The 22696-nt window shown below is 44.9% G+C and carries 22 protein-coding genes and 1 tRNA gene; all 23 read right to left on the reverse strand.

What is annotated here, in order from left to right:
- Positions 1-94 precede the first annotated feature (94 nt).
- Positions 95-2212 (reverse strand): cell division protein FtsA, encoded by a 2118-nt coding sequence (locus BR63_RS05905; RefSeq protein WP_034423609.1) that lies wholly within the window; start codon positions 2210-2212, stop codon positions 95-97.
- Between the two features lie 108 nt (positions 2213-2320).
- The gene (locus BR63_RS19735; RefSeq protein ID WP_051965961.1) at positions 2321-2842 is read right to left on the reverse strand and encodes a gamma carbonic anhydrase family protein; all 522 of its coding nucleotides are present in this window, start codon (positions 2840-2842) and stop codon (positions 2321-2323) included.
- A gap of 17 nt (positions 2843-2859) precedes the next feature.
- A complete protein-coding gene (gene speD, locus BR63_RS05915; protein WP_034423608.1) occupies positions 2860-3279 on the reverse strand; it encodes an adenosylmethionine decarboxylase in 420 nt (139 codons plus the stop codon).
- 74 nt (positions 3280-3353) lie between these two features.
- Entirely contained in the window at positions 3354-4124 is a 771-nt protein-coding gene (locus BR63_RS05920; RefSeq protein WP_034423606.1) for a CheR family methyltransferase, read from the reverse strand.
- Between the two features lie 288 nt (positions 4125-4412).
- On the reverse strand, positions 4413-5708 hold the full coding sequence (hemL, locus tag BR63_RS05925) for a glutamate-1-semialdehyde 2,1-aminomutase (protein ID WP_034423604.1): 1296 nt from the start codon (positions 5706-5708) through the stop codon (positions 4413-4415).
- Positions 5709-5724: 16 nt separating this feature from the next.
- On the reverse strand, positions 5725-6714 hold the full coding sequence (gene hemB / locus BR63_RS05930; RefSeq protein WP_034423602.1) for a porphobilinogen synthase: 990 nt from the start codon (positions 6712-6714) through the stop codon (positions 5725-5727).
- 24 nt (positions 6715-6738) lie between these two features.
- The gene (cobA, locus tag BR63_RS05935; protein WP_034423600.1) at positions 6739-8253 is read right to left on the reverse strand and encodes a uroporphyrinogen-III C-methyltransferase; all 1515 of its coding nucleotides are present in this window, start codon (positions 8251-8253) and stop codon (positions 6739-6741) included.
- A complete protein-coding gene (gene hemC, locus BR63_RS05940) occupies positions 8250-9185 on the reverse strand; it encodes a hydroxymethylbilane synthase (RefSeq protein ID WP_034423598.1) in 936 nt (311 codons plus the stop codon). The genes cobA and hemC overlap by 4 nt, the downstream gene beginning before the upstream one ends.
- 18 nt (positions 9186-9203) lie before the next feature.
- On the reverse strand, positions 9204-10505 hold the full coding sequence (gene hemA, locus BR63_RS05945) for a glutamyl-tRNA reductase (protein ID WP_034423597.1): 1302 nt from the start codon (positions 10503-10505) through the stop codon (positions 9204-9206).
- The gene (locus BR63_RS05950; RefSeq protein WP_034423595.1) at positions 10481-11122 is read right to left on the reverse strand and encodes a precorrin-2 dehydrogenase/sirohydrochlorin ferrochelatase family protein; all 642 of its coding nucleotides are present in this window, start codon (positions 11120-11122) and stop codon (positions 10481-10483) included. The genes hemA and BR63_RS05950 overlap by 25 nt, the downstream gene beginning before the upstream one ends.
- 58 nt (positions 11123-11180) lie before the next feature.
- Positions 11181-12149 (reverse strand): polyprenyl synthetase family protein, encoded by a 969-nt coding sequence (locus tag BR63_RS05955; RefSeq protein WP_243270071.1) that lies wholly within the window; start codon positions 12147-12149, stop codon positions 11181-11183.
- Between the two features lie 39 nt (positions 12150-12188).
- Complete coding sequence (locus BR63_RS05960) at positions 12189-12956, reverse strand: isoprenoid biosynthesis enzyme family protein (RefSeq protein WP_034423592.1); 768 nt, start codon at positions 12954-12956, stop codon at positions 12189-12191.
- A gap of 119 nt (positions 12957-13075) precedes the next feature.
- A complete protein-coding gene (gene tatC, locus BR63_RS05965; protein ID WP_034423645.1) occupies positions 13076-13819 on the reverse strand; it encodes a twin-arginine translocase subunit TatC in 744 nt (247 codons plus the stop codon).
- Between the two features lie 199 nt (positions 13820-14018).
- Positions 14019-14396: an adenosylmethionine decarboxylase gene (speD, locus tag BR63_RS05970; RefSeq protein WP_034423589.1), complete on the reverse strand. Its 378-nt coding sequence runs from the start codon at positions 14394-14396 to the stop codon at positions 14019-14021.
- A gap of 213 nt (positions 14397-14609) precedes the next feature.
- A complete protein-coding gene (locus tag BR63_RS05975) occupies positions 14610-14849 on the reverse strand; it encodes an aminotransferase class III-fold pyridoxal phosphate-dependent enzyme (RefSeq protein ID WP_161781891.1) in 240 nt (79 codons plus the stop codon).
- Positions 14850-15034: 185 nt separating this feature from the next.
- A tRNA-Pro gene (locus BR63_RS05980) sits at positions 15035-15112 on the reverse strand.
- Positions 15113-15184: 72 nt separating this feature from the next.
- The gene (gene thrB, locus BR63_RS05985) at positions 15185-16069 is read right to left on the reverse strand and encodes a homoserine kinase (protein WP_034423587.1); all 885 of its coding nucleotides are present in this window, start codon (positions 16067-16069) and stop codon (positions 15185-15187) included.
- 60 nt (positions 16070-16129) lie between these two features.
- The gene (locus tag BR63_RS05990) at positions 16130-17416 is read right to left on the reverse strand and encodes a homoserine dehydrogenase (protein WP_034423586.1); all 1287 of its coding nucleotides are present in this window, start codon (positions 17414-17416) and stop codon (positions 16130-16132) included.
- A gap of 11 nt (positions 17417-17427) precedes the next feature.
- Complete coding sequence (locus tag BR63_RS05995) at positions 17428-17877, reverse strand: ACT domain-containing protein (RefSeq protein WP_081908221.1); 450 nt, start codon at positions 17875-17877, stop codon at positions 17428-17430.
- A 157-nt stretch (positions 17878-18034) separates the two neighbouring features.
- On the reverse strand, positions 18035-19504 hold the full coding sequence (gene spoIVA, locus BR63_RS06000) for a stage IV sporulation protein A (RefSeq protein WP_034423584.1): 1470 nt from the start codon (positions 19502-19504) through the stop codon (positions 18035-18037).
- A gap of 216 nt (positions 19505-19720) precedes the next feature.
- The gene (locus BR63_RS06005; protein ID WP_034423582.1) at positions 19721-20746 is read right to left on the reverse strand and encodes an NAD(P)H-dependent glycerol-3-phosphate dehydrogenase; all 1026 of its coding nucleotides are present in this window, start codon (positions 20744-20746) and stop codon (positions 19721-19723) included.
- Positions 20747-20758: 12 nt separating this feature from the next.
- Entirely contained in the window at positions 20759-21343 is a 585-nt protein-coding gene (plsY, locus tag BR63_RS06010; protein WP_034423581.1) for a glycerol-3-phosphate 1-O-acyltransferase PlsY, read from the reverse strand.
- 17 nt (positions 21344-21360) lie between these two features.
- Positions 21361-22680 carry a ribosome biogenesis GTPase Der gene (gene der / locus BR63_RS06015; protein ID WP_034423580.1) on the reverse strand — a complete coding sequence of 440 codons (1320 nt, stop codon included), beginning with the start codon at positions 22678-22680 and terminating at the stop codon, positions 21361-21363.
- Positions 22681-22696: the final 16 nt, after the last annotated feature.

Here is a 22696-nt window from a genome sequence, read left to right on the forward strand (position 1 = left end):
ATAAAAATAATTAGGCCAAAAAGCTAGCTTAGTCGCTAGTTTTTTATTTTTTATAATCGGCAATCGGGAATCGGGAGTCGGAGATCGAAATATATTATGTCCAGGAAATTTCAATTTTATCTCCATCTTGTAAAGGGTACGTATATTCTTTCTCTTCGTTATTTACCAAAAGCAAAAGCCGGGTTTTGCCAGGAGGCGGGTTTGGTGAAAAATTTATTTTATTAAATATATCGATGAGGATAGGAGGAAATTTTTTATCACAAAATTGATAGTCAATTTCATCACCTGGTTGAACCGGGGTAGTTCTTTCCGCAGGATTTTTATTCACCCAGATTTTTTCACCCTGCTGCAGAGCAACCTTTTCTCCGTTTACATAAACTTGTAGGGCAGTTCCTTTAGTGACAGTTCCGGGAAGAAAATTGTCCACAGTAAGATTTTTTACAGGTTCAAAATAAATGTGATCTCCCGGTGCTACCTGGTCATCGAGCTTTGCCTTTTTGCCGTTAATTGTACAAAGGGACATATCCAGTAGAGATAAAACTTTACCATTAACCGTCACCTCTGTAGAACCCCCGAGAAAACCGGCTTCCGCCAGGACGTCTTTTACAGTTTGCTTCGTCACCACTTCCGCTTTACTGCCATCAACGATGTTGTCTTCAAGAGAGATAATCTTATTACCTGTTTTAACAACCGGTTTTATCTCCACATTTTTTCCGTTTACTCGACAAAAACCAAAATAATCTTTCAAGACCTCTCCATAGGTAGCTTTGGCCTCTTCACCGGGCTTGCCCGGCGTAAAGATAATTTTATCTCCTTGTCTTACCGTATTGTTTAATTGGGCAGGCTCACCATTTAAAGTGATACTGCCGGGTGTTCCCATTTTACCGGGGATAGAAACCATCTGTCCGTTTATTTCAAAGGTTAAGGCCATACCAGGTCTGCCATAAAGGTCACGGAGATTAAAGCCTCCCGCCAGTAATGCTTCCGCCACGGTATTTTTCCCTATATTTAACAGGCGTACAGGTATATCATTAATGTTTACGGAAACAAACCCCATGGTTGGACAGGTTAAACCTGTATAGGCAATACCCAGTACTGTGATAAAATTGGGCCCCAGAGAATCGGGCGGTAAATTTAAAACATTGTTCAGTTTGCCGGCCTGTTGCACGGCCACCCTGTTTTCGGGGAGCTGAAGTTTCTCAGCCAAGCTACGGGTTAGCCCGGGAGTAAGACTGCCGCCGCCCACTAACAATACAGCCTGCGGTGTTTTGCCGTTTAATCCATATATTTCTTGAGCAATTGCCTCCGCCAAACTATCTACAGCGGGGACTAAGGTTGTGAGAACTTCACTTTTTTTGAGATTTTGTTCAATACCTAATACGTCTGTTACGGTAATATTTTCATCAGTTAGGTTGCGTTTTACCTGTTCCCCCACGTTAAAATCTAATAAATACGCATCACAGATAGCCTCTGTAATTTCATCGCCCGCCATGGGTACCATGCCAAAGGCGCTGACAGTGTTATCACCGCACACGGCGATATCAGATGTTCCCGCCCCAATGTCAACCAGTACTAAATTTAAACGTCTCATGGTGGGATTTAAAACCAGGTTGGCTACAGCAATGGGCTCCAGGGTGATACTGAACAACTCCAGCCCTGCCTGTTCCACCACAGTCTGCAAGGAGTCAACAACAATGCGCGGCAAGAAAGTAGCCACGACCTGAAGGTCCGCGTCCTGTCCCCTCTGACCAACTAAAGAACCGATGGTAATATTATCCAGATGTTGTTCCACCACACTGTAACCAACACAGTAATACTGTTGGGAAAGAGGTATATAGCCTTGGTTTTTGGGCAGGGCAAGCTGGGCATCCTGTACTGCCTGCAATTCAAGAGATAAAACATCTTCCCTGGTGATGACAGTTCCCACAGGAAATTTAACTTTGGCCGTACCCCTCACTGTGCGTAAAGCCCTACCTGCTGCAGCTACAGCCACTTTTTTTAATTCCAAACCGGACAGGCTCCTAATTTCCTGTACTATTTCTTTGACAATTTGCGTAACTTGTTCTACATTATGTATTTGCCCGTCTAACATTGATCTGGTCTTATGCTCTTTATAAATCAAATGAGAAACAGAAAGCTTCCCATCCTCTAATGAGGCGATTAAACCCATTACTGTCCTGGTGCCGATATCTAAGACAAAGATAGATTCCAATTGTCTTCACCTCCCAACATTTACCCTATTTCGACTTTATACCCAATAAATCCTTTTCTGAGCAAAAAATTAAAGCATTGATTACTCAATGCTTTAAGATCCATGCTTTTATTCACTCAGGCTCTCTATATGCGCCCGACTCAATTTGTAATATCTAAGAGCATGGGTCTTTCTCTCTTCAAAACTAGAAGAATCTAAGGTCTTAATTACTTTGGCCGGAGAACCAACTACCACAGAATAAGGGGGAATTTTAGTTCCTTTGGTAACTAACGCGCCGGCTCCAATCACAGCCCCTTCCCCGATCTCCACATCATTAAGAATGATAGCACCCATACCGATTAAGCTGTAGTCATTTATTTTGCAGCCATGAACCACTGCATTGTGACCAATGGTTACATATTTACCGATAACTGTGGGTGATCCCGGATCAGCATGAACGATACAGTTATCCTGGATATTTGTATATTCATCCACGGAGATGGCTTCCACATCACCACGGATGACAGCGTTGTACCAGATGTTAACACCTTTTTTTAAAGTAACCTTCCCGATAACGGTGGCACCGGGTGCAATAAAAACATCCTCCTCTGCCTGCGGCAAACTTCCTTTGTAAGGATACAAATTACTCATTGAATCTCCTCCTGTAACTAAAACTGCTCTATAGATTTGATTCTCCCTTTACCTTTCACTAATTTGTTTAAATCTTTCATACCCCTGTTTATATCTAAAACCGTTACGTACTCGGCATCAAACTCCACTACAATATGTTCAATGGCATCCCAGGGATCCACTGTTTCCCCACAGGTAAAGACATCTACGGCGGCATAACCCAGTTCGGGCCAGGTATGAATCGTGAGATGAGATTCAGAAATTACTACCACACCACTGACTCCCTGGGGTTCAAATTTGTGAAAGACAGTCTCCCTTATTTCCGCATGAGCAGCCTGGGCAGCTCCTACCATGATCTCCCGGCATTTCTCTATTTCATCTAAATAATCTTTGTTACAGTCATGGAGTTCCGCTAAAATTTGATGACCAAGAGAGTGGATTAGAGGATTACTACCCAACGTATAATACCTCCCAGCATTGTTAAATACTTTTTTTAGCATTCCCCAGCTAAAAAGTACTATTCAGCAAATCTTTAGGGTCGACGATAGAAGAATATGGCGACCGATTCATAGCCGATTTCCCTGGCCTGGATGATCTGTTCGGTACTGCCGGTAAAAAGTATTCCCTGCCTACGCAGTGCGTAAAAGAACTTCTTATAGAGTTCGTATTTTGTTTCTTCCGTAAAGTAAATCACTACATTGCGACATAAAATCAGGTCAAGCTGTTCGGGGAACTTATCGCGCATCAAATTATGATTACGGAAAGTGATCAGTCTCTTTAGTTCGTCTTTGACCCTGTATGTATCACCCTGCTGGATAAAATATTTCTGCAGGTAATGACCTGGAATCCCTGCTGTGGTTTTTGCCGGATAAGCACCTTCCTGGGCTTTTTTTAATACCCTGACATCAAAATCCGTGGCCAGGATGCTGTGCTGTCCCCGGGGAGCAACTTCTGATAACAGCATGGCCAGAGAATAAGGTTCTTCCCCCGTGGAACAACCTGCGCTCCAGATTTTTAAATTGGGATTTTGCGCTAAAAGGGCCGGCAAAATCTGTTTCTCTAAAACCTGCCACTGGGCAGGGTTACGGAAAAACTCCGAAACGTTAATGGTTAGATGATCTAAAAACTGGTCAAATCTCTGTTTATCCCTAACCATTAAATCTATGAATTCATCATAGTCTTTTACCCCTAAAGAACGCATAAGGGTATTGATTCTTCTTTCCATTTGCGGTCGCTTATACCCTGTAAGATCCACATCCAACCGCCGCTGTAAATCCTTTAAAAACTTTTCGTATACGTCCATATCAAGCCTCACCCCAAATTTTGTCCTTACTTTATTCGCTATTCTTTTGCCATCTCCTGCCTGCTAACGCTATCCGATCGCCGATTTCCGACATCGAGCCATCGCCCTCGATTTCCGATTTTCCCACATCCGACAGTTCGCAGTTATCAGTTGGCTGAACTAAGAAAAAAACCCACAAAGTGTGGGTTAATCAACACGTATCTTGAACCAGCTTGAAATTGGTAATTCCGGGGATCTCTATAAATTTCCGTGGACGTCGGAAGTCGGATATCGGATTGTCGTAGTTCGTTATTTAATAGCAGCTCGGAAAGCTATACGGCTGGCGGCAATAGTTTTTTCCAGGTCCGCCATGCTGTGGGCACTGGAGACAAAAAGGGCTTCAAACTGGGAGGGAGCCAGATAAACACCCTGCTCCAGCATAGAACGGAAGAACTTCCCGAAGGCTTCCGTATCCGCAGTGGAAGCAGAAGTAAAATCGCGGACTTTCTCTTCTGTAAAGAAGCAACACAGCATAGAGCCTACTCTGGTGAAATAGACTTTGGCCCCTGCCTCTTTAGCCGCATCGGCAAGGCCTTCTGCCAGGAAAGCAGCTTTTTTCTCTAATTCTTCATAAAAGCCCGGTGTGTTGATGACCCTTAAAGTAGCCAGTCCCGCCGCCATCGCCAGGGGATTGCCGGAAAGGGTACCGGCCTGGTACACAGGTCCCGTCGGGGCAATCATTTTCATAATCTCGGCTTTGCCTCCATAAGCACCCACAGGAAGCCCTCCGCCAATAATCTTGCCTAAACAGGTCAAATCGGGATCTATGTTATACAGGGCCTGGGCGCCACCAAGGGCTACACGGAATCCGGTCATTACTTCATCAAAGATTAAAAGGGCTCCATACTGTTTGGTAATTTTTCTTAACCCTTCCAAAAACCCAGGTTCAGGAGAAACGACGCCCATATTGCCGGGAACCGGCTCCACGATCACAGCGGCAATATTGTTTCCCTCCGCTCTAAAAATAGCCTCCATCCCAGCCAGATCATTAAACTGGGCCGTAATGGTATTCTGGGCAATACTATTAGGCACACCGGGGCTGGAGGGAATTCCTAAGGTTAAAACACCGGAACCTGCCTTCACCAAGAGGGGGTCGGCATGTCCATGATAACAACCGGCAAATTTCACGATTTTATCCCGACCGGTGTAAGCTCTGGCCAAACGCAAGGCACTCATGGTTGCTTCTGTCCCCGAATTCACCATCCTCACCATTTCAATGGAAGGAACGATTTCCCGGATAAGCTTAGCCATTTCCGTCTCCAGTAAAGTCGGTGCCCCGAAACTCGTCCCGATCTCCAGGGTTTTCCTTAGGGCTTCTTCTACCTGGGGATGCCGGTGTCCCAGGATGAGAGGTCCCCAGGAGCCCACATAATCAATATACTGGTTACCATCTACGTCATAGAGGTAAGCACCCTCGCCGCGGGCAATAAAAACAGGATCATGTCCCACGGCCTTAAAAGCCCTGACCGGGCTGTTCACACCGCCGGGTATATATTGTTGTGCTTCTTCATAGTAGGCCCGTGAGGTGGAATAGTTTTTACCCATACCATCTACCTCCTATCTAAAAATTTCCGTCCCGGATCCATTTGGCTATATCCTTGGCGTGATAAGTGATAATCATATCACTGCCCGCTCTTTTCATACCCAGCATCATTTCCCGCACAGTTTTCTTTTCATCAAGCCAGCCATTCTGGGCGGCAGCTTTCACCATAGCGTACTCCCCGCTCACATTATAAGCGACAACAGGAGCAGCGAAAGTATCCCTTACCCTGCGGATGACATCAAGGTAAGCCAGGGCAGGCTTGACTATCACCATATCGGCCCCTTCCGCCAGGTCCAGCCGCACCTCTTCTAAGGCTTGTTCCACAGAACTGGCCGGGTCCATCTGGTAGCTTCTCCTGTCACCAAACTGAGGGGCTGAGCCCGCTGCATCACGAAAAGGCCCGTAAAAACAGGAAGCATATTTGGCTGAATAAGCCATGATAGGGATGTGGCTGTAACCTTTTTCATCCAGCTTTTGACGGATGGCATAAACCCTCCCGTCCATCATATCAGAGGGAGCCACAATATCAGCACCGGCCTGGGCATGGCTTAGTGCGGTTAAAGCCAAAAGTTCCAGAGTTTCATCATTTTTGATTTCCCCTTTTTCCACGAGACCACAGTGACCATGGCTGGTATATTCGCAGAGGCAGACATCGGTAATCACCACAATTTCCGGGTATTTACCCTTTATCTCTTTGACCGCCTTTTGTACTATGCCCTGTTCGGCATAGGCCTGGCTGCCCACTTCATCTTTTGTTTCAGGAATGCCAAATAATAATATGGCAGGAATTCCCAAAGCCACTACCTCTTCTGCTTCCTCCAAAACCCTGTCCAGGGAAAGCTGGTAAATCCCCGGCATAGAAGGTATGGGGTTTCTTACATTGTGGCCTTCACTGACAAAGATGGGATAAATCAAATCATCAAGCTGCAAATATGTATGCCTCACTAAGCGTCTTATTCCTTCGGATTGTCGTAACCTGCGCATGCGCAGCCAAGGAAAAACTGACATGCCTACCTCACTCCTTTTAAACATTTAATGATAATAAGCGAGAATAGCCTTCACTAAACCGGGAATGGTGTACTCTTCTGCCTGAATTTCCACTTTGAGCCCATATTCCTGGGCGGTTTGTGCCGTAATGGGCCCTATGCAGGCTATGACTACTCCTTCTAATAAAGAAAGGTTATCTTTACCTAACATCTCCACAAAATTTACCACTGTCGATGAACTGGTAAAGGTTACGACACTAATCTTGTTTTCCTTGAGGTAGTTTAACAGTTCCCGGACGGAACTCTTTTCCTTCACTGTCCTGTAGACATCTACTTCCGTAACGTGCGCTCCCAGCTTTCGAAGTTCTTGCGGCAGGAGGGCTCTCGCTATGTCCGCTCTGGGTAGAAGAACCCTGTCCCCCGGTTTTATCCTGGTTTTCAGCCCTTCCACAATGGCCTCGGCCCGAAATTCCTGTGGTACATAATCCACCAGGAAGCCCTTTTCCGCTAAAGCCCGTTCAGTGGCCGGTCCAATGGCAGAGAGGCGAAGATTGTATAGTTCCCGGATATCCCGGCCCAGGTCCCGAAAACGCTTGAAAAAGTGCTGCACACCGTTGACACTGGTGAAAATCAGCCACTGATAATCACTAATCTCTTGAATGGCCTGGTCCAGGGGACCATAATCATCAGGTTCGGCAATGGTAATGGTTGGAAACTCCAAAACTTCTCCACCTAAGCGACTAATTTCCTCACTGAGCTGGCTGGCCTGCTCTCGGGACCGTGTCACCACAATACGCTTCCCAAAAAGAGGTTTATCCTCAAACCAGCTGAGTTTCCCTCGTAATTGAACCACTTCCCCTACAATAATGATGGCCGGAGAAGTGAGCCCAACCTCTTGTACCTTTACTTCAATATCCGCCAGTGTTCCGGTAACCGTTTGCTGCTCAGGCCTGGTGCCCCAGCGAATAACACCCACCGGGGTTCCTGGATCTTTACCGTGTTTCAAGAGCTGTCCCACAATTAAGGGTAAATTTTCCATACCCATGAGAAATACCAGAGTACCAGACCTGCCGGCCAAGCATGGCCATTCGATACGGGAATCATCTTTGAGGGGATCTTCATGCCCGGTAATAATGGTAAAGGTTGAGGTATAATCTCGATGGGTAACAGGAATTCCTGCATAGGCGGGAACGGCAATAGCAGAGGTTATACCAGGTACAACTTCAAAGGGTATCTGGTGTTCCCGCAGCACTTCTGCTTCTTCTCCCCCTCTGCCAAACACAAAGGGGTCCCCCCCTTTTAATCTGGCTACGGTTTTCCCGTCCAAGGAGAGCTTCACGAGGAGCTCATTGATTTCTTCCTGTTTTAAGACATGCCGTTCCGGTGATTTTCCGACGAAAATGAGTTCGGCATCTTTTCTGGCATAAGATAAAAGCCGCGGGCTGGCCAACCTGTCGTAGACAATACAATCAGCCTCTTTGATACATTCCAGCCCCTTTACGGTAATTAATTTGGGATCACCCGGGCCGGCGCCGATTAAATACACTTTTCCTTCATTCATCTTTCTATCTCCTGTAACACTTGGTTTAATATTTCCTGGGCTCCTTGGCTTCGCATCAATTCTGCCAGTTTTTCCCCGAGACTTGGGGCATTTTGCGGGGCATCCGTCATCGCTTGACGGATCAGCCTGGTACCATCCAGGCTTGCCACAACCCCGGTTAAAACCAGACCCTCTTTTTTAACCTCGCCATAGGCACCTATCGGTATCTGGCAGCCTCCTTCCAGGGTACGTAGAAAAGCCCTTTCCGCCGTGATAGCCACCCTGGTTTCCCAATGGTCTATAACTGCCACAATTTCGGTGATTCTTTCATCATTTTCCCGGCTCTCTACGCCAATGGATCCCTGACCCACAGCAGGCACGATTTCCTCCGGCGAAAACCAGGTGCTGATTCGATCCTCCAACCCAAGCCTGGATAAACCGGCTGCGGCCAGCATAATGGCCGCAAAACCCTCCTTCTCCAGCTTGGCTAAACGGGTGTTAATATTACCTCTCAGGTCTTCTACCCTTAAATCCGGACGTTTATGCAAGAGTTGGGCACGTCTTCGCAAACTGCTGGTGCCAATCTTGGCCCCCGGGGGAAGCGTCTGCAGGTTGTAGTTATTGGTGGAAACCAGCACATCACGGGGATCATGACGTTCTGTCATGGCACTGATGATTAATCCCTGGGGTAGTTTAGTCGGCAGGTCTTTCATACTGTGCACAGCCAGGTCGATCTCCCCGGCTAATAAGGCTGTCTCCAGTTCTTTGGTAAAGAGTCCTTTGTCGCCAATCTTGGCTAAGGCCACGTCTAATATTTTATCCCCTTTGGTTTTCATGGGAACGATGACAAAGTCATATTGAGGCCAGTATCTTTTCAGTTCTTCCACAACCCATTGGGTTTGCTGCAAGGCCAAGACGCTGTCACGCGTTCCCACCTTAATCCGGTTATCCATTTACTAAGCCCCACCCCTTTAGTGAGATTCAACCCGAGTCTTTTCGGGAGCTTCCTCAATTTGCAAATTGAAAAGTTTGTTGATCACTTCCGCGTATAAAAGTCCTTGGGTGCTGTATGATGCGTCTTTTAACTCCAGTATGGCATCGTGTAACAGCTGGTTAACTACAGAACTGACACAAGAACTGATGACTTTCTTATCTTTTTCACTTAGATTCCCCAGGCGGCGAAAAGCCCGGTCCAGTTCCTTTTTCTTAAGACCTTCCGCTTTCTCTTTAAGGGCTACGATGGTGGGCACAACTTTTAAACTGCACACCCATTTAAAATAGTTTTCTTTTTCTTCTATGATAATATTTTCCACTTTTTCCGCTTCTTTAAGGCGCTCATTGATATTTTTCTGGACCACATTCTCCAAATCATCAACATCGTAAAGAGTCACATTAGGATAGCTGGCACAGAGTGGATCAATATCCCGGGGTACCGCAATATCAATGAGAAACAAGGGTTTATTTTGACGCTGATCCTGTATTCTTTCGATATCCGACGGGTGGACAATATAATTAGGTGCCGCTGTACAGCTGATGACAATGTCGGCTTCCTTTAGATAATCGTGAAACTGGTCCATCTTGACCGCCAGGCCGCCAAACTCCTGAGCCAGGGCTTGGGCACGGGCAAAAGTTCTATTGGCCACAATCACAGAGGAAATACCGTTGGCCACTAAATGACGTGCCGTTAATTCACTGGTTTCCCCTGCTCCCAGCACCATGACCGTACGCCCCTCAAGATCACCAAAAATTCCTTTGGCCAGTTCTACCGCAGCGGAACTAACAGATACGGCCTGCCTGTCGATAAAAGTTTCTGTACGGGCCCTTTTCCCCACAATAATGGCTTTTTGCCATAAGTTATTAAGATAATTGTTGGTGGTGCCGGCCTTAAGTGCCTCCTGAAATGCTTCCTGCACCTGACCTAAGATCTGGCTTTCTCCTAAGATCATAGAATCTAATCCGGCCGATACCCGAAAAAGGTGATGTACAGCTTTTTCCTCCTCATAGGTATAAAGAAAAGGCAGAATCTCGGCCACAGTCATATTGGCGATTTTCCCATAATACTCCTGTAAAACCCCCTTGGCCAGTTCTATCTCCCCTGTAGACAGGTAAACTTCCGTCCTGTTGCAGGTGGAAAGAATCACAGCCCCACTCACACCCTGCTTCTCCATTAAATAGTGTAAATGATCCTGAAGGCGATATTTGGCTACAGCCACCTTTTCCCTTACTTCCACTGGCGCTGTTTTATGGTTTAATCCTGTAACGATAATAAACAACGATTAATCCTCTCCTTTACAACCTCCAGTTGTCCATCTTCAATAAGTTTGAGCAATTCCCCGGTAACCAAACCCTGCAACACCTTACCCCGCATCTTGTCATCAGGACATTCCGCAAACAGCGTCTCCCGCAGATTGCCCAGTAATTCTAAAGCTTGGGCAAATTCTCCCCGGAACTTTTCCGCCAGTTCTTCCTTGATGACCCGGGCCAGAGCGGGACTTTTTCCATTGGTGGAGACAGCAATAAGCAAATCTCCCTGTCTGTGTACCGCAGGTAAAGTAAAGCTGCACCAAAGGGGGTCGTCCACAACGTTGATGAGAATATTTTTTTCCGTACAAAGGGCCGCCACCTCATGATTTAATTCTGCATTATCCGTAGCGGCAATCACCAGAAATTTATCGTTAATATCTTCTGCTTGAAAATTACGGTTCAGCCATACAATTTGTTTTTCTTCCGTTAATTTTAGGAGCAGGGGATGAAGCATAGGACTTACCACACAGACCTTGCCCCCACATTCCAGAAGACCTCTTACTTTTCTTGCGGCAACGCTTCCCCCGCCGACTACCAGGCACCCTTTACCGCTAATATTTAAATTTACTGGATAAGATAAAGACATAACATCACCATCATTAACAAATTTAAACCCTACCTGTAAGTAGGGGGTAGAGCAATTGCTAGAATTGACGTCTTTTGATGAACACGGCTAATTTGTGAAGGGATTCCGTAATTTCATTGGCGGGAAGCATTTCCAACTCTTTTAAAGCCTTTTCCACATAGAGGCCTGCAATATCCAGGGAATAAGGTATTGCCTCGCTTTGTTTGATTAATTCCACCACGTCATGAATATCATCCTGGGAGCTAACAGGAGAATTTAACTTTTCCCAAAGACTTTTTTTCACCGCTTCATTGCCGCAGTTTAAAAGATAGATAACCGGGAGTGTAATAATACCCTGTCGTAAATCACTGCCTACCGGTTTTCCTAATGTTTTTTCATCGGCGATAAAGTCTAAAACATCATCAGTGATTTGGAAAGCCATCCCCAGATAATGCCCATACCTTCCCAGGGTTTTCACAATATGAGGGTCGGCTTGGGCAGCGATGGCACCAATCTGGCAGCTGGCAGAAATTAAAAGTGAGGTCTTTCGTTTAATACGATAAAAATAATTACGAATGTTTTGTTCAAGTTTAAAAGCGGAGGCTATCTGTTCTAATTCGCCCTGGCACATCTCGACGCTGACGTGGGCCAGCAACTGGTTAATCTTGTTATTCTTATATTTTTCAATAATAATTAAAGCCTTGGCAAAAAGAAAATCACCGGAATGAAGGGAAAAATTATTACCGTATTGGGCTTTAACGGTTTGTCTTCCTCTTCTAATGATAGAAGAATCAATGACATCATCATGAACCAGAGTGGCCATATGGATGAGTTCCAAAGCTGCCGCCAGAGGTATGATCTTGCCGCTTTCATATTGGCCATATTTCGCCGATAATAAGGCAAAAGCCGGCCTAATCCTTTTTCCTCCCGCTTTTAACAGGTGCACAAAACTCTTTCGTAAATCTGCATGTCCTGCCTGAATATATTCCAATAAATATTCTTCAACTTGTCTAAGTTCACCTTCTATTTCATAAAACAGATAATTCACTTGAATATCGCACCTTTATCATTTAGTGTTCACAGAAGATTAAGCACGTAAATCTTTGCAGATAGGCGGTCTTTCCAATCCCCATTTACAACCCAGCCCTAATAATGAAGCTTGAAAACATTCTCGACCCGGGCCGGGAGGCAGTAACTCCAAAAGCTCCCAGGCACGGTACCACTTGGCCAGATAGGGATAAGGGTCATAGTTTTCTCCCCAAACACCCCTCAGGATACCGAGATGATTACCAATCTGTTTTATGGCTTCAGAAAGATAGGTTTTACCCACAAGGAGATGGGCTGCCAGGTAACAGGCGGTTTCCCCCAGCAGGGAATATATCCTTAGAACATGGGGTTCTTCGGGAAGATTTTGTTTTCTTTTCTCATTGCGCAGGACGTGTTCCTGATGAATATTCCCGATGAGGGTAGCTAGATATGCCAGGTATTGATCCAGTTCGTACCTGCAGATAGTGGCATAAAAACGGCTGTATAATAAATCCCCCAGTAAAATAGGGTACTGTATTTGCTCTTTTAATTTTAAACAATCTTTATCTTCAGGAATAGCCCAATGGATACGGGTTGCGAAATATAAAACCTGCATACTGGCAGCCAGGTGAAGCACCTTGGTATTTGGTTCTTTCAAAGTTTTGGCTGAAATGAGAGAGAGCAGAGGTAACCACAAATGATCATCGGGGGCTTCTTTGATACTAAGCAAATTTGCCACATGGCCCGCTTTGCTGTGCAGTGCTTTTTGAGTTTTGGCCTGGATGACGGCGATTTCAGGAGTAAATTCTAGTACAATTTTTTCTAGCATTGGGACCCCCCTATCTCAATTATACCAAATAAATGATGGTTTCTTCTCCCCGGTTAAATTCAATTAAAATATAGTAATTAATACATAATACTATTTCTTACATTATTTTAATCTTTTCTTCACAAACCGGCTTCTTCCTTTTCTTTCTCTTTTTTGCGATAGATTAACCAAGAGATGATAATACTTAACTCATAGAGTATTAACATGGGGATAGCCATTAATAACTGTGATATAACATCAGATCCCGGTGACAACACCGCAGCCAGGATAAACATGCCTAATATAACATAACCTCTTTTCTCCCGCAAAAACTGGGGAGTAATTAATCCTAAACAGGTAAGAAAGTATGTAATGATGGGAATTTCAAAAACAATACCGAAAGGCACCAAAAAAGCAATAATAAAGGAAATATATTTACTTATGGAGATCATGGGGGTTAGACCGCCGCTAAAATCAATTAAAAGCACTTTCAGGCCTAATCCCAGCGCATATTTATACGCGAAGAAAATACCGGAAATAAACAAAAAGAGAGCAAGAAAAAATGCAGGTACAAAGACCCTCTTCTCGTGCACGTGTAAAGCAGGAAGGAAAAACTTTAACAATTGCCATAAAACAATAGGGGACGCTAATATTATACCACCCATTAAGGCCAGCTTAATATGGATGAATATTCCTTCCGTAACGCCTAAAAACACCAAATTCATCCCCAGCTTCTTAATGGGTTCAAGCAAAATATCTTTAATGGTGTTAAGAAATAGAAAGTAGCTAAGAATAGAAGCAAAAAAAATTGAGACAAGGGATATTAACATAACCCTTCTCAGTTCTTCTAAATGTTCGGTTATAGGTGCAATTTTCTCACTCATCGTTTTCACCTTATAAAACCGGCGTTTTGGAATATTATCATTCATAACAAAAATATTATACCAAAAACCCTGTAAAACTACAGAGAAAAAGCGTATAAATAATCCTAGAAAAAACAAAACGTCAACCTCACAAACTTGTGGGTCTGCAAGGTTGACGTTTAACCTTTCTTTTTTCGTCGGAATAAAATAAATATCCCTCCTACAGATTTACCGCTTCCTTCTGAAGTCCTTCCATGATTCCTCTTTTAACCTCAGTAGCGGTCATGTGCCCAGCCTTGAATTTCTCAACGAGATAATTGCAGGCATCCCATGGATTAACGCTTTCGCCACAGGTGAAGACATCAATTGCTGCATAACCTAGTTCAGGCCAGGTATGGATTGCCAGATGTGATTCAGAGATTACTACGACTCCGCTTACCCCTTGAGGACTAAACTTATGAAATACGTACTCCCTTACTTCGGCACCAGCCTCAAGAGCCGCATTTACCATAATTTCCTCTACTTTTTTTAGGTCATTAAGAATCTCAAATTCACATCCATAAACTTCGGCCAACACATGACGGCCCAATGCGCTCATTTATCATGCCCCCTTTAGTGACTTTATTTTGAGAGAACCCGAACATTTTCGCCAGGGTCCAATCCAATCAAAAACAATTTTAGCACATCTGGAAGTGATGTCAATAAAAAAGTTTGTTTTTCCCATTAGTGCCGCTGATATTTTATATTCCCCGCCCGAGCATTTTGTCTACCGCTCACATTAATACATCTTACTTTTTGTTATATAAGTTTGTTAAATATTTAACAGTTCTTCTGCATACTTGATGGCATTGTTCAAGGCCGCAGTAATGTAATCATTCTCCTCATAGGTAATGAATAAAGGCGGCTCTAACCGTATCACCTTGCGGTTTTGCAGGGTAGGGGCGGTGATTACTTTTTGTTCTAAAAGTTTCGCCATGATTATTGCCCCTGCTCTTTCGTCAGTAAGTTCAATCCCTGCGATTAAACCTCTTCCTCGTATTTCTTTGATCACCGTGGGAAATATTTTCTAAAAAGCGTGAAGCTGTTGAAGCAGGTAATACCCTTTTAAAAAATAATGGTATTTTATACCATATTATAGTTTAGCCAAGTTTTGTCCGGGGTATAACTTTTCATAAGATATAGCAAAAAAACCTAAGTACGTTTGTACTTAGGTTTGGTAAACTCAATTAAATTAAATGGTCGGAGCGACTGGACTTGAACCAGCGGCCTCCACCACCCCAAGATGGCGCTCTAGCCAAACTGAGCTACGCCCCGACAACCACAATAATTATTATATTACCCCAAAACCCTTCTGTCAAGAAATTAATCCTGGTTTTTTGTAGAAGATTAATTTATTATGATGGAATATTCTGCTCCCTGGGAGGCTATGTTTAAGATATAGGCTTTCGCTTCAATATTATATTCTTTCCAGGTATCAACCATAATCCTGGCAATTGCCTCCTCCTCCTGATCCGCAAAGGCCAGAATGGAAGGTCCTGCTCCGCTTAAACAACTGCCGAGCGCTCCTTTGCTGACAGCTTCCTTAATTACCCGATCTAAACCCGGTACTAAAGGCATGCGATACGGCTGGTGTAAGAAATCTTCCATGGCTACAGACAAAAATCTATAATCGCCTGTTAACAGCGAGGTCATAAAAAAACCGAAACGGCCGGTGTTATTCACTGCGTCTTTATGACTGATGAGGGAAGGTAACACTTTACGGGCTTCAGAAGTAGCAAGTTCGAAATCCGGAACGGCAACCACTGCTTTAAGAGGTTTTCCGGGCATTATTTTTTTATAAACCAATCCTTGTGAAGTCATCAGGGAAACGACCAAACCGCCGCATAAAGCCGGAGCGGCATTGTCAGGATGGCCCTCCAATTGTGAGGCTAGCTCAATAAGTTTTTGTTCTGGGAGATTAGCCTGAAAAATCAGATTGGCGGCAATGATCCCGGCAACGGTAAGGGTAGCGCTGCTCCCCAATCCTCTGGACGGAGGTACATTACCCTTAACGGCGATATTGACCTGTGGTGTCCTTTCCCTAAAATACCGGGCAAAATGAGCTACAGCCCTATGGGCTAAGCTGTTTTCCAAAAGTGTTTGACATCCCTCAGGCGGGGTTTCCTTTTGGTCATAAAAGTAGAATTCATTATATAAATCTAAAGCAATACCAACACAATCAAAACCTGGTCCCAGGTTTGCCGATGTAGCCGGTACCCTTACTTTAATCATTGCATCTTTCCTCCTAACCTTAAGGGCCTGAACTAAAAATGCACATCCGCCTGCCTCAGCTCAGTTTTCTTCCACCCTGATTAAATTGGCAATCTCTTTGGTTATTGATAATTCACGGATAATTTTCAGAGCATCCTGAATATCGTTTTCCCTTACTTTATGGGTAATTACCACCAGTTCCGCAATACCATCCTCGCAATTTTTCTGGATAACCGAGGCGAGGCTTACGCCGTGGTTGCCAAATATACCGGCGATACTGGCCAATACACCGGGTCGATCGATAACATGTAAGCGTAAATAGTATTTGGTCATAATTTCACCCATGGGTTTAAAGGCTTTATGCTCATAGCAGGTACAGCTTAAACGTCCGGTACTGCCCTTCTCTATATTTTTAACCACTTCGATGATATCGCCGACTACCGCACTGCCTGTGGGCATTTGGCCCGCCCCCCGTCCAAAGAACATGGTTTCGCCAACGGCATCGCCCCGTACAAATACGGCATTAAAAGAATCATAAACATTGGCCAGTGGATGGCTGGACGGGATTAAAGCGGGATGAACCCTAGCCTCCACTTGTCCACTTTCTTCTCTGGCAATTCCTAAAAGTTTAACGGTGTAACCTAATTCCCTGGCATAGGAGAGGTCTTTAGGTCTGATTTTCGTTATTCCTTCCACATAGACATCTTGGAAGGTAACTCTGGTATGAAAAGCCAAAGAGGCAAGAATAGCAATTTTCCGGGCCGCATCATAACCTTCTACGTCTGCAGTGGGATCAGCTTCGGCATAACCCAGCTCCTGGGCTCTTTTTAAGGCATCGGCAAAACCCATCCCTTCCTGGGTCATCCTGGTTAAGATGTAGTTGGTAGTACCATTCACAATCCCCATTACCTGTTCGATATTATTGGCAATAAGGCTTTGTTTTAAAGGATTGATGATAGGAATGCCGCCGGCAACGCTGGCCTCAAAATATAAATCACACCCGGCCGCTTGACTTTTTTCAAACAACTCGCGCCCATGTTCCGCCAGCAAATCCTTATTTGCCGTAACAACATTTTTCCCCTTGGCTAGGGCTTCCATCACATAAGTCCTTGCCGGCTCAATACCACCCATAACCTCTACGATAATTTTAATTTCCGGGTCACTGATGATCTCTTGCCACCGGCCTGTTACCACATCCGGGGGCAGGCTGACATCTCTTTTTTTCGCGGGGTCCCTCACGAGAACCTTTTTAATTATTATATTGGCACCGCACTTATTACGCCACTTTTCTGTATTTTCCTGTAATATTTTGACAACACCCTGTCCTACATTTCCTAATCCCAAAATAGCTATCTCTATTTTTTCCACGTGAAGCCCTCCTAGCTTTGGCCTACTATCTCTACTTTCTTTACACCACTAATCTGCTGTAATTTATAGATTAACTCTTCAAGGTCCCCTAAAACCTCTGCTGTGTCAATACTTAACGTGGCATTGGCAACCCCTTGCAAAGGTATCCCCTGGTTAATGGTTAAAATGTTTCCTTTAAAATGAGCTACAGCGTTAAGAACGTTGGACAGGATGCCAGGCCTGTGTTCCAGTATTAAAGAAACTGTAATAATTTTCTCCTTACTGGCTTGATAAAATGGGAAGACACCGTCCCGGTACTTGTAAAAAGCACTGCGGCTTAAGCCCACACGTTCTACAGCTTCATTCACGGTCAAAACTTCACCACGGGCTAATAATTCCTTCACCATAGCCGTTTTTAAGATGGCTTCCGGCAGGATGTCTTTGCTTACCATATAAAACTTTTTTGTCTGGTCAATTCCCATAATGATTTTCACCGCCTTACATGTCCTCGTATCACGGATATAACTCCTTGTATGGTAGACATTATAACATCAACTTCATTCCAATTCAATAAAAATCTTTTTACATAAAAATCTTTTCCCCCACCAAAAAGAAAAATCGGTCTTTTGGACCGATTAACTAAATGATGATACAAATTATGCCCCCACTACCTTCGTTGACAATACGCCGCAAGGTTTCTTTTAATTTGGCTTGTGTATTTTCCGGCATCTCTTGCAGTTTGCCCTGGATGTTTTCTTTCACCAGGTCATGGAGGGATTTGCCGAAAATATCATAGGACCAAATCTGTGAGGGGTTCTCCTGAAATTTTTCCGTAATATAACGGGCAAGATCAGCACATTGTTTTTCCGTGCCCATAAGAGGCGTAATTTCCGTTGTGATGTCGGTGCGAATAATATGCAGGGATGGAGCACTGGCCTTTAATTTCACACCAAAGAGACCACCCTGTTTAATAAGCTCCGGTTCTTCCAGATGCATTTCCGAAAGAAGATTAACTACACCGTAACCAGTTTCATGTACTTGAACTAATCCCTCAGCAACCTTATCGTATTCACGTTTGGCGGCACTCAGTTCTTTCATCAGCCGGAGGACATCGTGGTCACCCTCGATTTTTAAGCCAGTCACTTCATTGATAACCTCGTGGAAGAGACCGGCTTTGGCTGTCATTTCAATAGCTGCAGCTCCCGTACCCATATCCATGTTATCCAAAACAACATCCTCCACAAAATCCATCTGGGCTAAAACCTCAATAGCCTGGTCGATATCACGGAGTCTCCTCACAATGCTGATGGTATCATGCACTGCTGTTTCAAACTTCTGGCGCAGCCAGTGTTCACTGTCAAGTTCTTCAATCCACTTAGGCAAACTTACATTAACTTCTGTTACCGGGAATTCAAAGAGGGCCTCCTCTAAGATCTGAAGAATAGCTCCTTCACTGAGCTGTGCTACATCTATGGGCAGTACAGGAACCCCGTAAAGATTCTCTAATTCCTGGGCCAGTTCTATGGTCTCCACGTTATTGGGATGTAAAGAGTTCAGGACAACCACAAAGGGCTTGTTCTGGGCCTGTAATTCTTCAATAACCCTGGCTTCTGCTTCAAGATAGTTCTCCCGTGGGATGTCAGTGATGCTGCCATCGGTAGTTACAACGATACCTATAGTAGAGTGGTCAGCGATCACTTTCCGTGTTCCCATCTCGGCTGCTTCCTGGAAGGGCATGGGCTCTTCCGCCCAAGGAGTATTCACCATACGTGGGCCCAACTCATCTTCATAACCCTTGGCCCCGGGCACTGTATAACCCACACAGTCAACTAAACGCACTCTTACGGAGAGTCCTTCTTTCACCTGGATTTCTACAGCCTCATTGGGCACAAATTTAGGCTCGGTAGTCATGATGGTTCTGCCGGCGCCACTCTGGGGTAATTCGTCGATGGCTCTTTCTCTGTCGTAAACATCTTTGATATTGGGTATCACTAAGAGATCCATAAACTTTTTAATGAAAGTCGATTTGCCGGCACGAACCGGTCCGACTACACCTAAATACACATCACCCCCAGTTCGTTCGGCTAAGTCGCGGAAAATCCTTTCCACATTATCCCCTCCTTCTACATATCATTTCGCAACCTTTGCAGTCGTACAGTAACATCCCCCCTTAAAATCAACAAGGAGTCACAAGTAAACACACCCCCAGGCTGGTATTCATTAACAATACATATATACTTGCAATAGGACTTATTTAGTACTGGTCTAAAAAAAAATGACCTTTAGCTTCTTAGAGCTAGAGGTCATTTTTTCACAGATAAATTCTTACCATTTGAGATTGGTTACTACCTCTTCCACTTCGTGGGTCTTCATCCTGAGCATCAGGTCCACCACTGCTTCTTTTGGTTTCTTATTCTCAAAAAGTACATGATAGGTCTCCGTTGTAATGGGCATGGGCACACCATATTTTTTACTTAAAGCAAAAGCTGCCGCTGTGGCTTTGACGCCCTCTACCACCATGCCCATGTTAGCCAGGACCTCTTCTAAAGGAATTCCCTGGCCTATTTGTATACCTGCCCGGCGGTTACGAGAGTGCATACTGGTACAGGTCACCACTAGATCTCCGATGCCCGTCAGCCCGGCAAAGGTTAAGGGATTGGCCCCTGCCGCCACGCCTAACCGCGCCATTTCCGCTACACCACGGGTAATCAGGGCGGCTTTAGTATTATCGCCGAAACCCAACCCGTCTGCAATCCCTGTCCCCAAAGCGATGACATTTTTTAAGGCCCCGCCCAGTTCAATACCAATGAGATCCGGGTTTGTATAAACCCGGAATTTGGGCGACATAAACAAATCCTGGACTTCTTCCGCTACCTGTCGTTTATGGGCCCCGGCAACGACAGCCGTAGGAATATCCCTTCCTACTTCTTCCGCATGGCTGGGACCTGACAGCACTGCTATATGGGGTTTTTTTACGCTTAATTCCTCTTCTATCACCTGGCTTAATCGTTTGAGGGAGTCTGTTTCCAACCCCTTGGCCGTATTAATGATGACGGTTTCTTCCTCAATAAGGCCAACGATTTTACGACAGAGTTCCCTGATGCTGTGGGAAGGAACAGAAAGCACTATGTATTTTGCACTATCTATGCTTTCCCCTAAATCAGAGGTAGCCGTGACACCATGGGGTATAACCACTCCCGGTAAATAATGAAGATTTTCCCGTGCACGATTTAAGGAATCTATCTGTTCACTGTTCCTGCCCCACAGGTTCACCTTAAAACCCTTTTTGGCCAGTAGTACAGCTAAGGCCGTCCCCCAACTCCCAGCCCCTAAAACAGCCACATCTGCCACATCAGTCCCCCCTTATTTCTCCCCTACCTTATATTCAGTGCCATTCACAAGTCTTTTAATATTTGCCTTATGACGATAAATCACAAACCCCGCACCAAGTACACCGAAAAGAAGAATAGGCAAGGGTTTCTGTAAAATTGTCATAGTGAGCGGTACGCTTAAAGCCGCCAGAATAGAGCCTAAAGATACATAACGGCTGAGAAAAACCGTTAACAAAAAGATAGACAGGGCAATAAGGGTCACATCCGGGGTCAGTGTTAAAATTACCCCAAACCCTGTGGCTACGCCCCTGCCGCCTCTAAAACCGTGAAAAAGCGGGTAGGTATGACCGGCCATGGCAGCCAGCCCAGCTATCACCGCGTACACGGTACTTCCCAAGCTTAATCCTATCCCAACACTAACGGCTCCTTTTAAAGCATCACCTAACAGAACCAGCATAGCAGGGCCCTTGCCGATGGTTCGCATGACGTTGGTCATACCCGTGTTGCCACTGCCGTACTGCCTGATGTCCACACCCCTCAATAACTTAGTAAGGATAATGCCAAAGGAAACAGAACCCACCAGATAACCGGAGATCACTGCCACAAACAACTCCATCCATTACCCCTCCACTTTTACCCTTCTCTTTTTCTCACTGTGATGCGGATAGGTGTCCCCTCAAAACCAAAATTGTCCCTTATTTTATTTTCCAGGTATCTTAAATAGGAAAAATGCATCAATTCAGGTTCATTGACAAAGAAAATAAAGTTGGGCGGCTTAATACCTGCCTGGGTACAAAAGAGTATTTTCAGTCTTTTACCCTTATCGGCCGGCGGTGGATTTAACTGAACCGCGTCGGTGATAACCTCATTGAGCACACTGGTATTAATTCGGTGATTCTGCTGTTCAGCCACAAAATTGACCAGGTCAATGATTTTAATAACCCGCTGCTTGGTGAGAGCCGAAACAAAGATAGTAGGAGCATACTGCATAAACGCCAGTTCAGAGCGGATAGTTTTTTCATATTTATGCATGGTTTTCTCATCTTTTTCTACCAAATCCCACTTGTTGATGACAATGATAGTGGCCTTACCGGCTTCATGAATGTAACCGGCTATCCGTTTATCCTGTTCTGTGACGCCTTCCGTTCCATCCAAAACTAAAAGACAGACATCACTCCTGTCCACAGCCCGGAGGGAACGAATAACACTGTAACGTTCCGTTGTTTCTTCGATTTTCCCCTTGCGCCGCATTCCCGCTGTATCAATAATGGTATACCTTTGGTTATCCTTGATAAAGGGGGTGTCAATGGCGTCACGGGTTGTACCGGCTATGTCACTAACGATTACCCTTTCCTCGCCTAAGATCACATTGACCAGTGAAGATTTCCCCACGTTAGGTCTACCCACCACAGCGATTTTAATCACATCGGGCTCATAATCATCGTTAGGGATGTCTTTAAAGTGCCCTACGACCTCATCCAGCAGGTCACCAATATTCATGCCATGAGCTGCGGAAATGGGTACCGGATCACCCAGTCCCAGCTGATAAAATTCATAAACGGTCTCGTTGCCTTTAAATTGCTCAACCTTGTTGACAACGAGAATTACAGGTTTATTTGTCCTACGCAGCATTTCCGCCACGTTCTCATCATCGGAGGTAATCCCCGTACGGCCATCCACCACAAAAAGGATAACATCTGCTTCTTCTATGGCCAACTGGGCCTGTTTTCTCACTTGGCCCAGGATGGAGTTACTTTCACTGGCAAAATCAATCCCACCGGTATCCACTACGGTAAAGGATTTTCCCAGCCATTCGGCATCCCGGTAGAGCCTGTCCCTGGTTACACCGGGAGTATCTTCAACGATAGCCACAAGTCCACCTGTTAACCGGTTAAAGAGCGTTGACTTACCTACATTAGGACGCCCAACTATGGCAACAATAGGTTTACTCATCCTTCCACCTTCTTCC

It is taken from the genome of Thermanaerosceptrum fracticalcis (assembly GCF_000746025.2).
GTDB lineage: Bacteria > Bacillota > Peptococcia > DRI-13 > DRI-13 > Thermanaerosceptrum > Thermanaerosceptrum fracticalcis.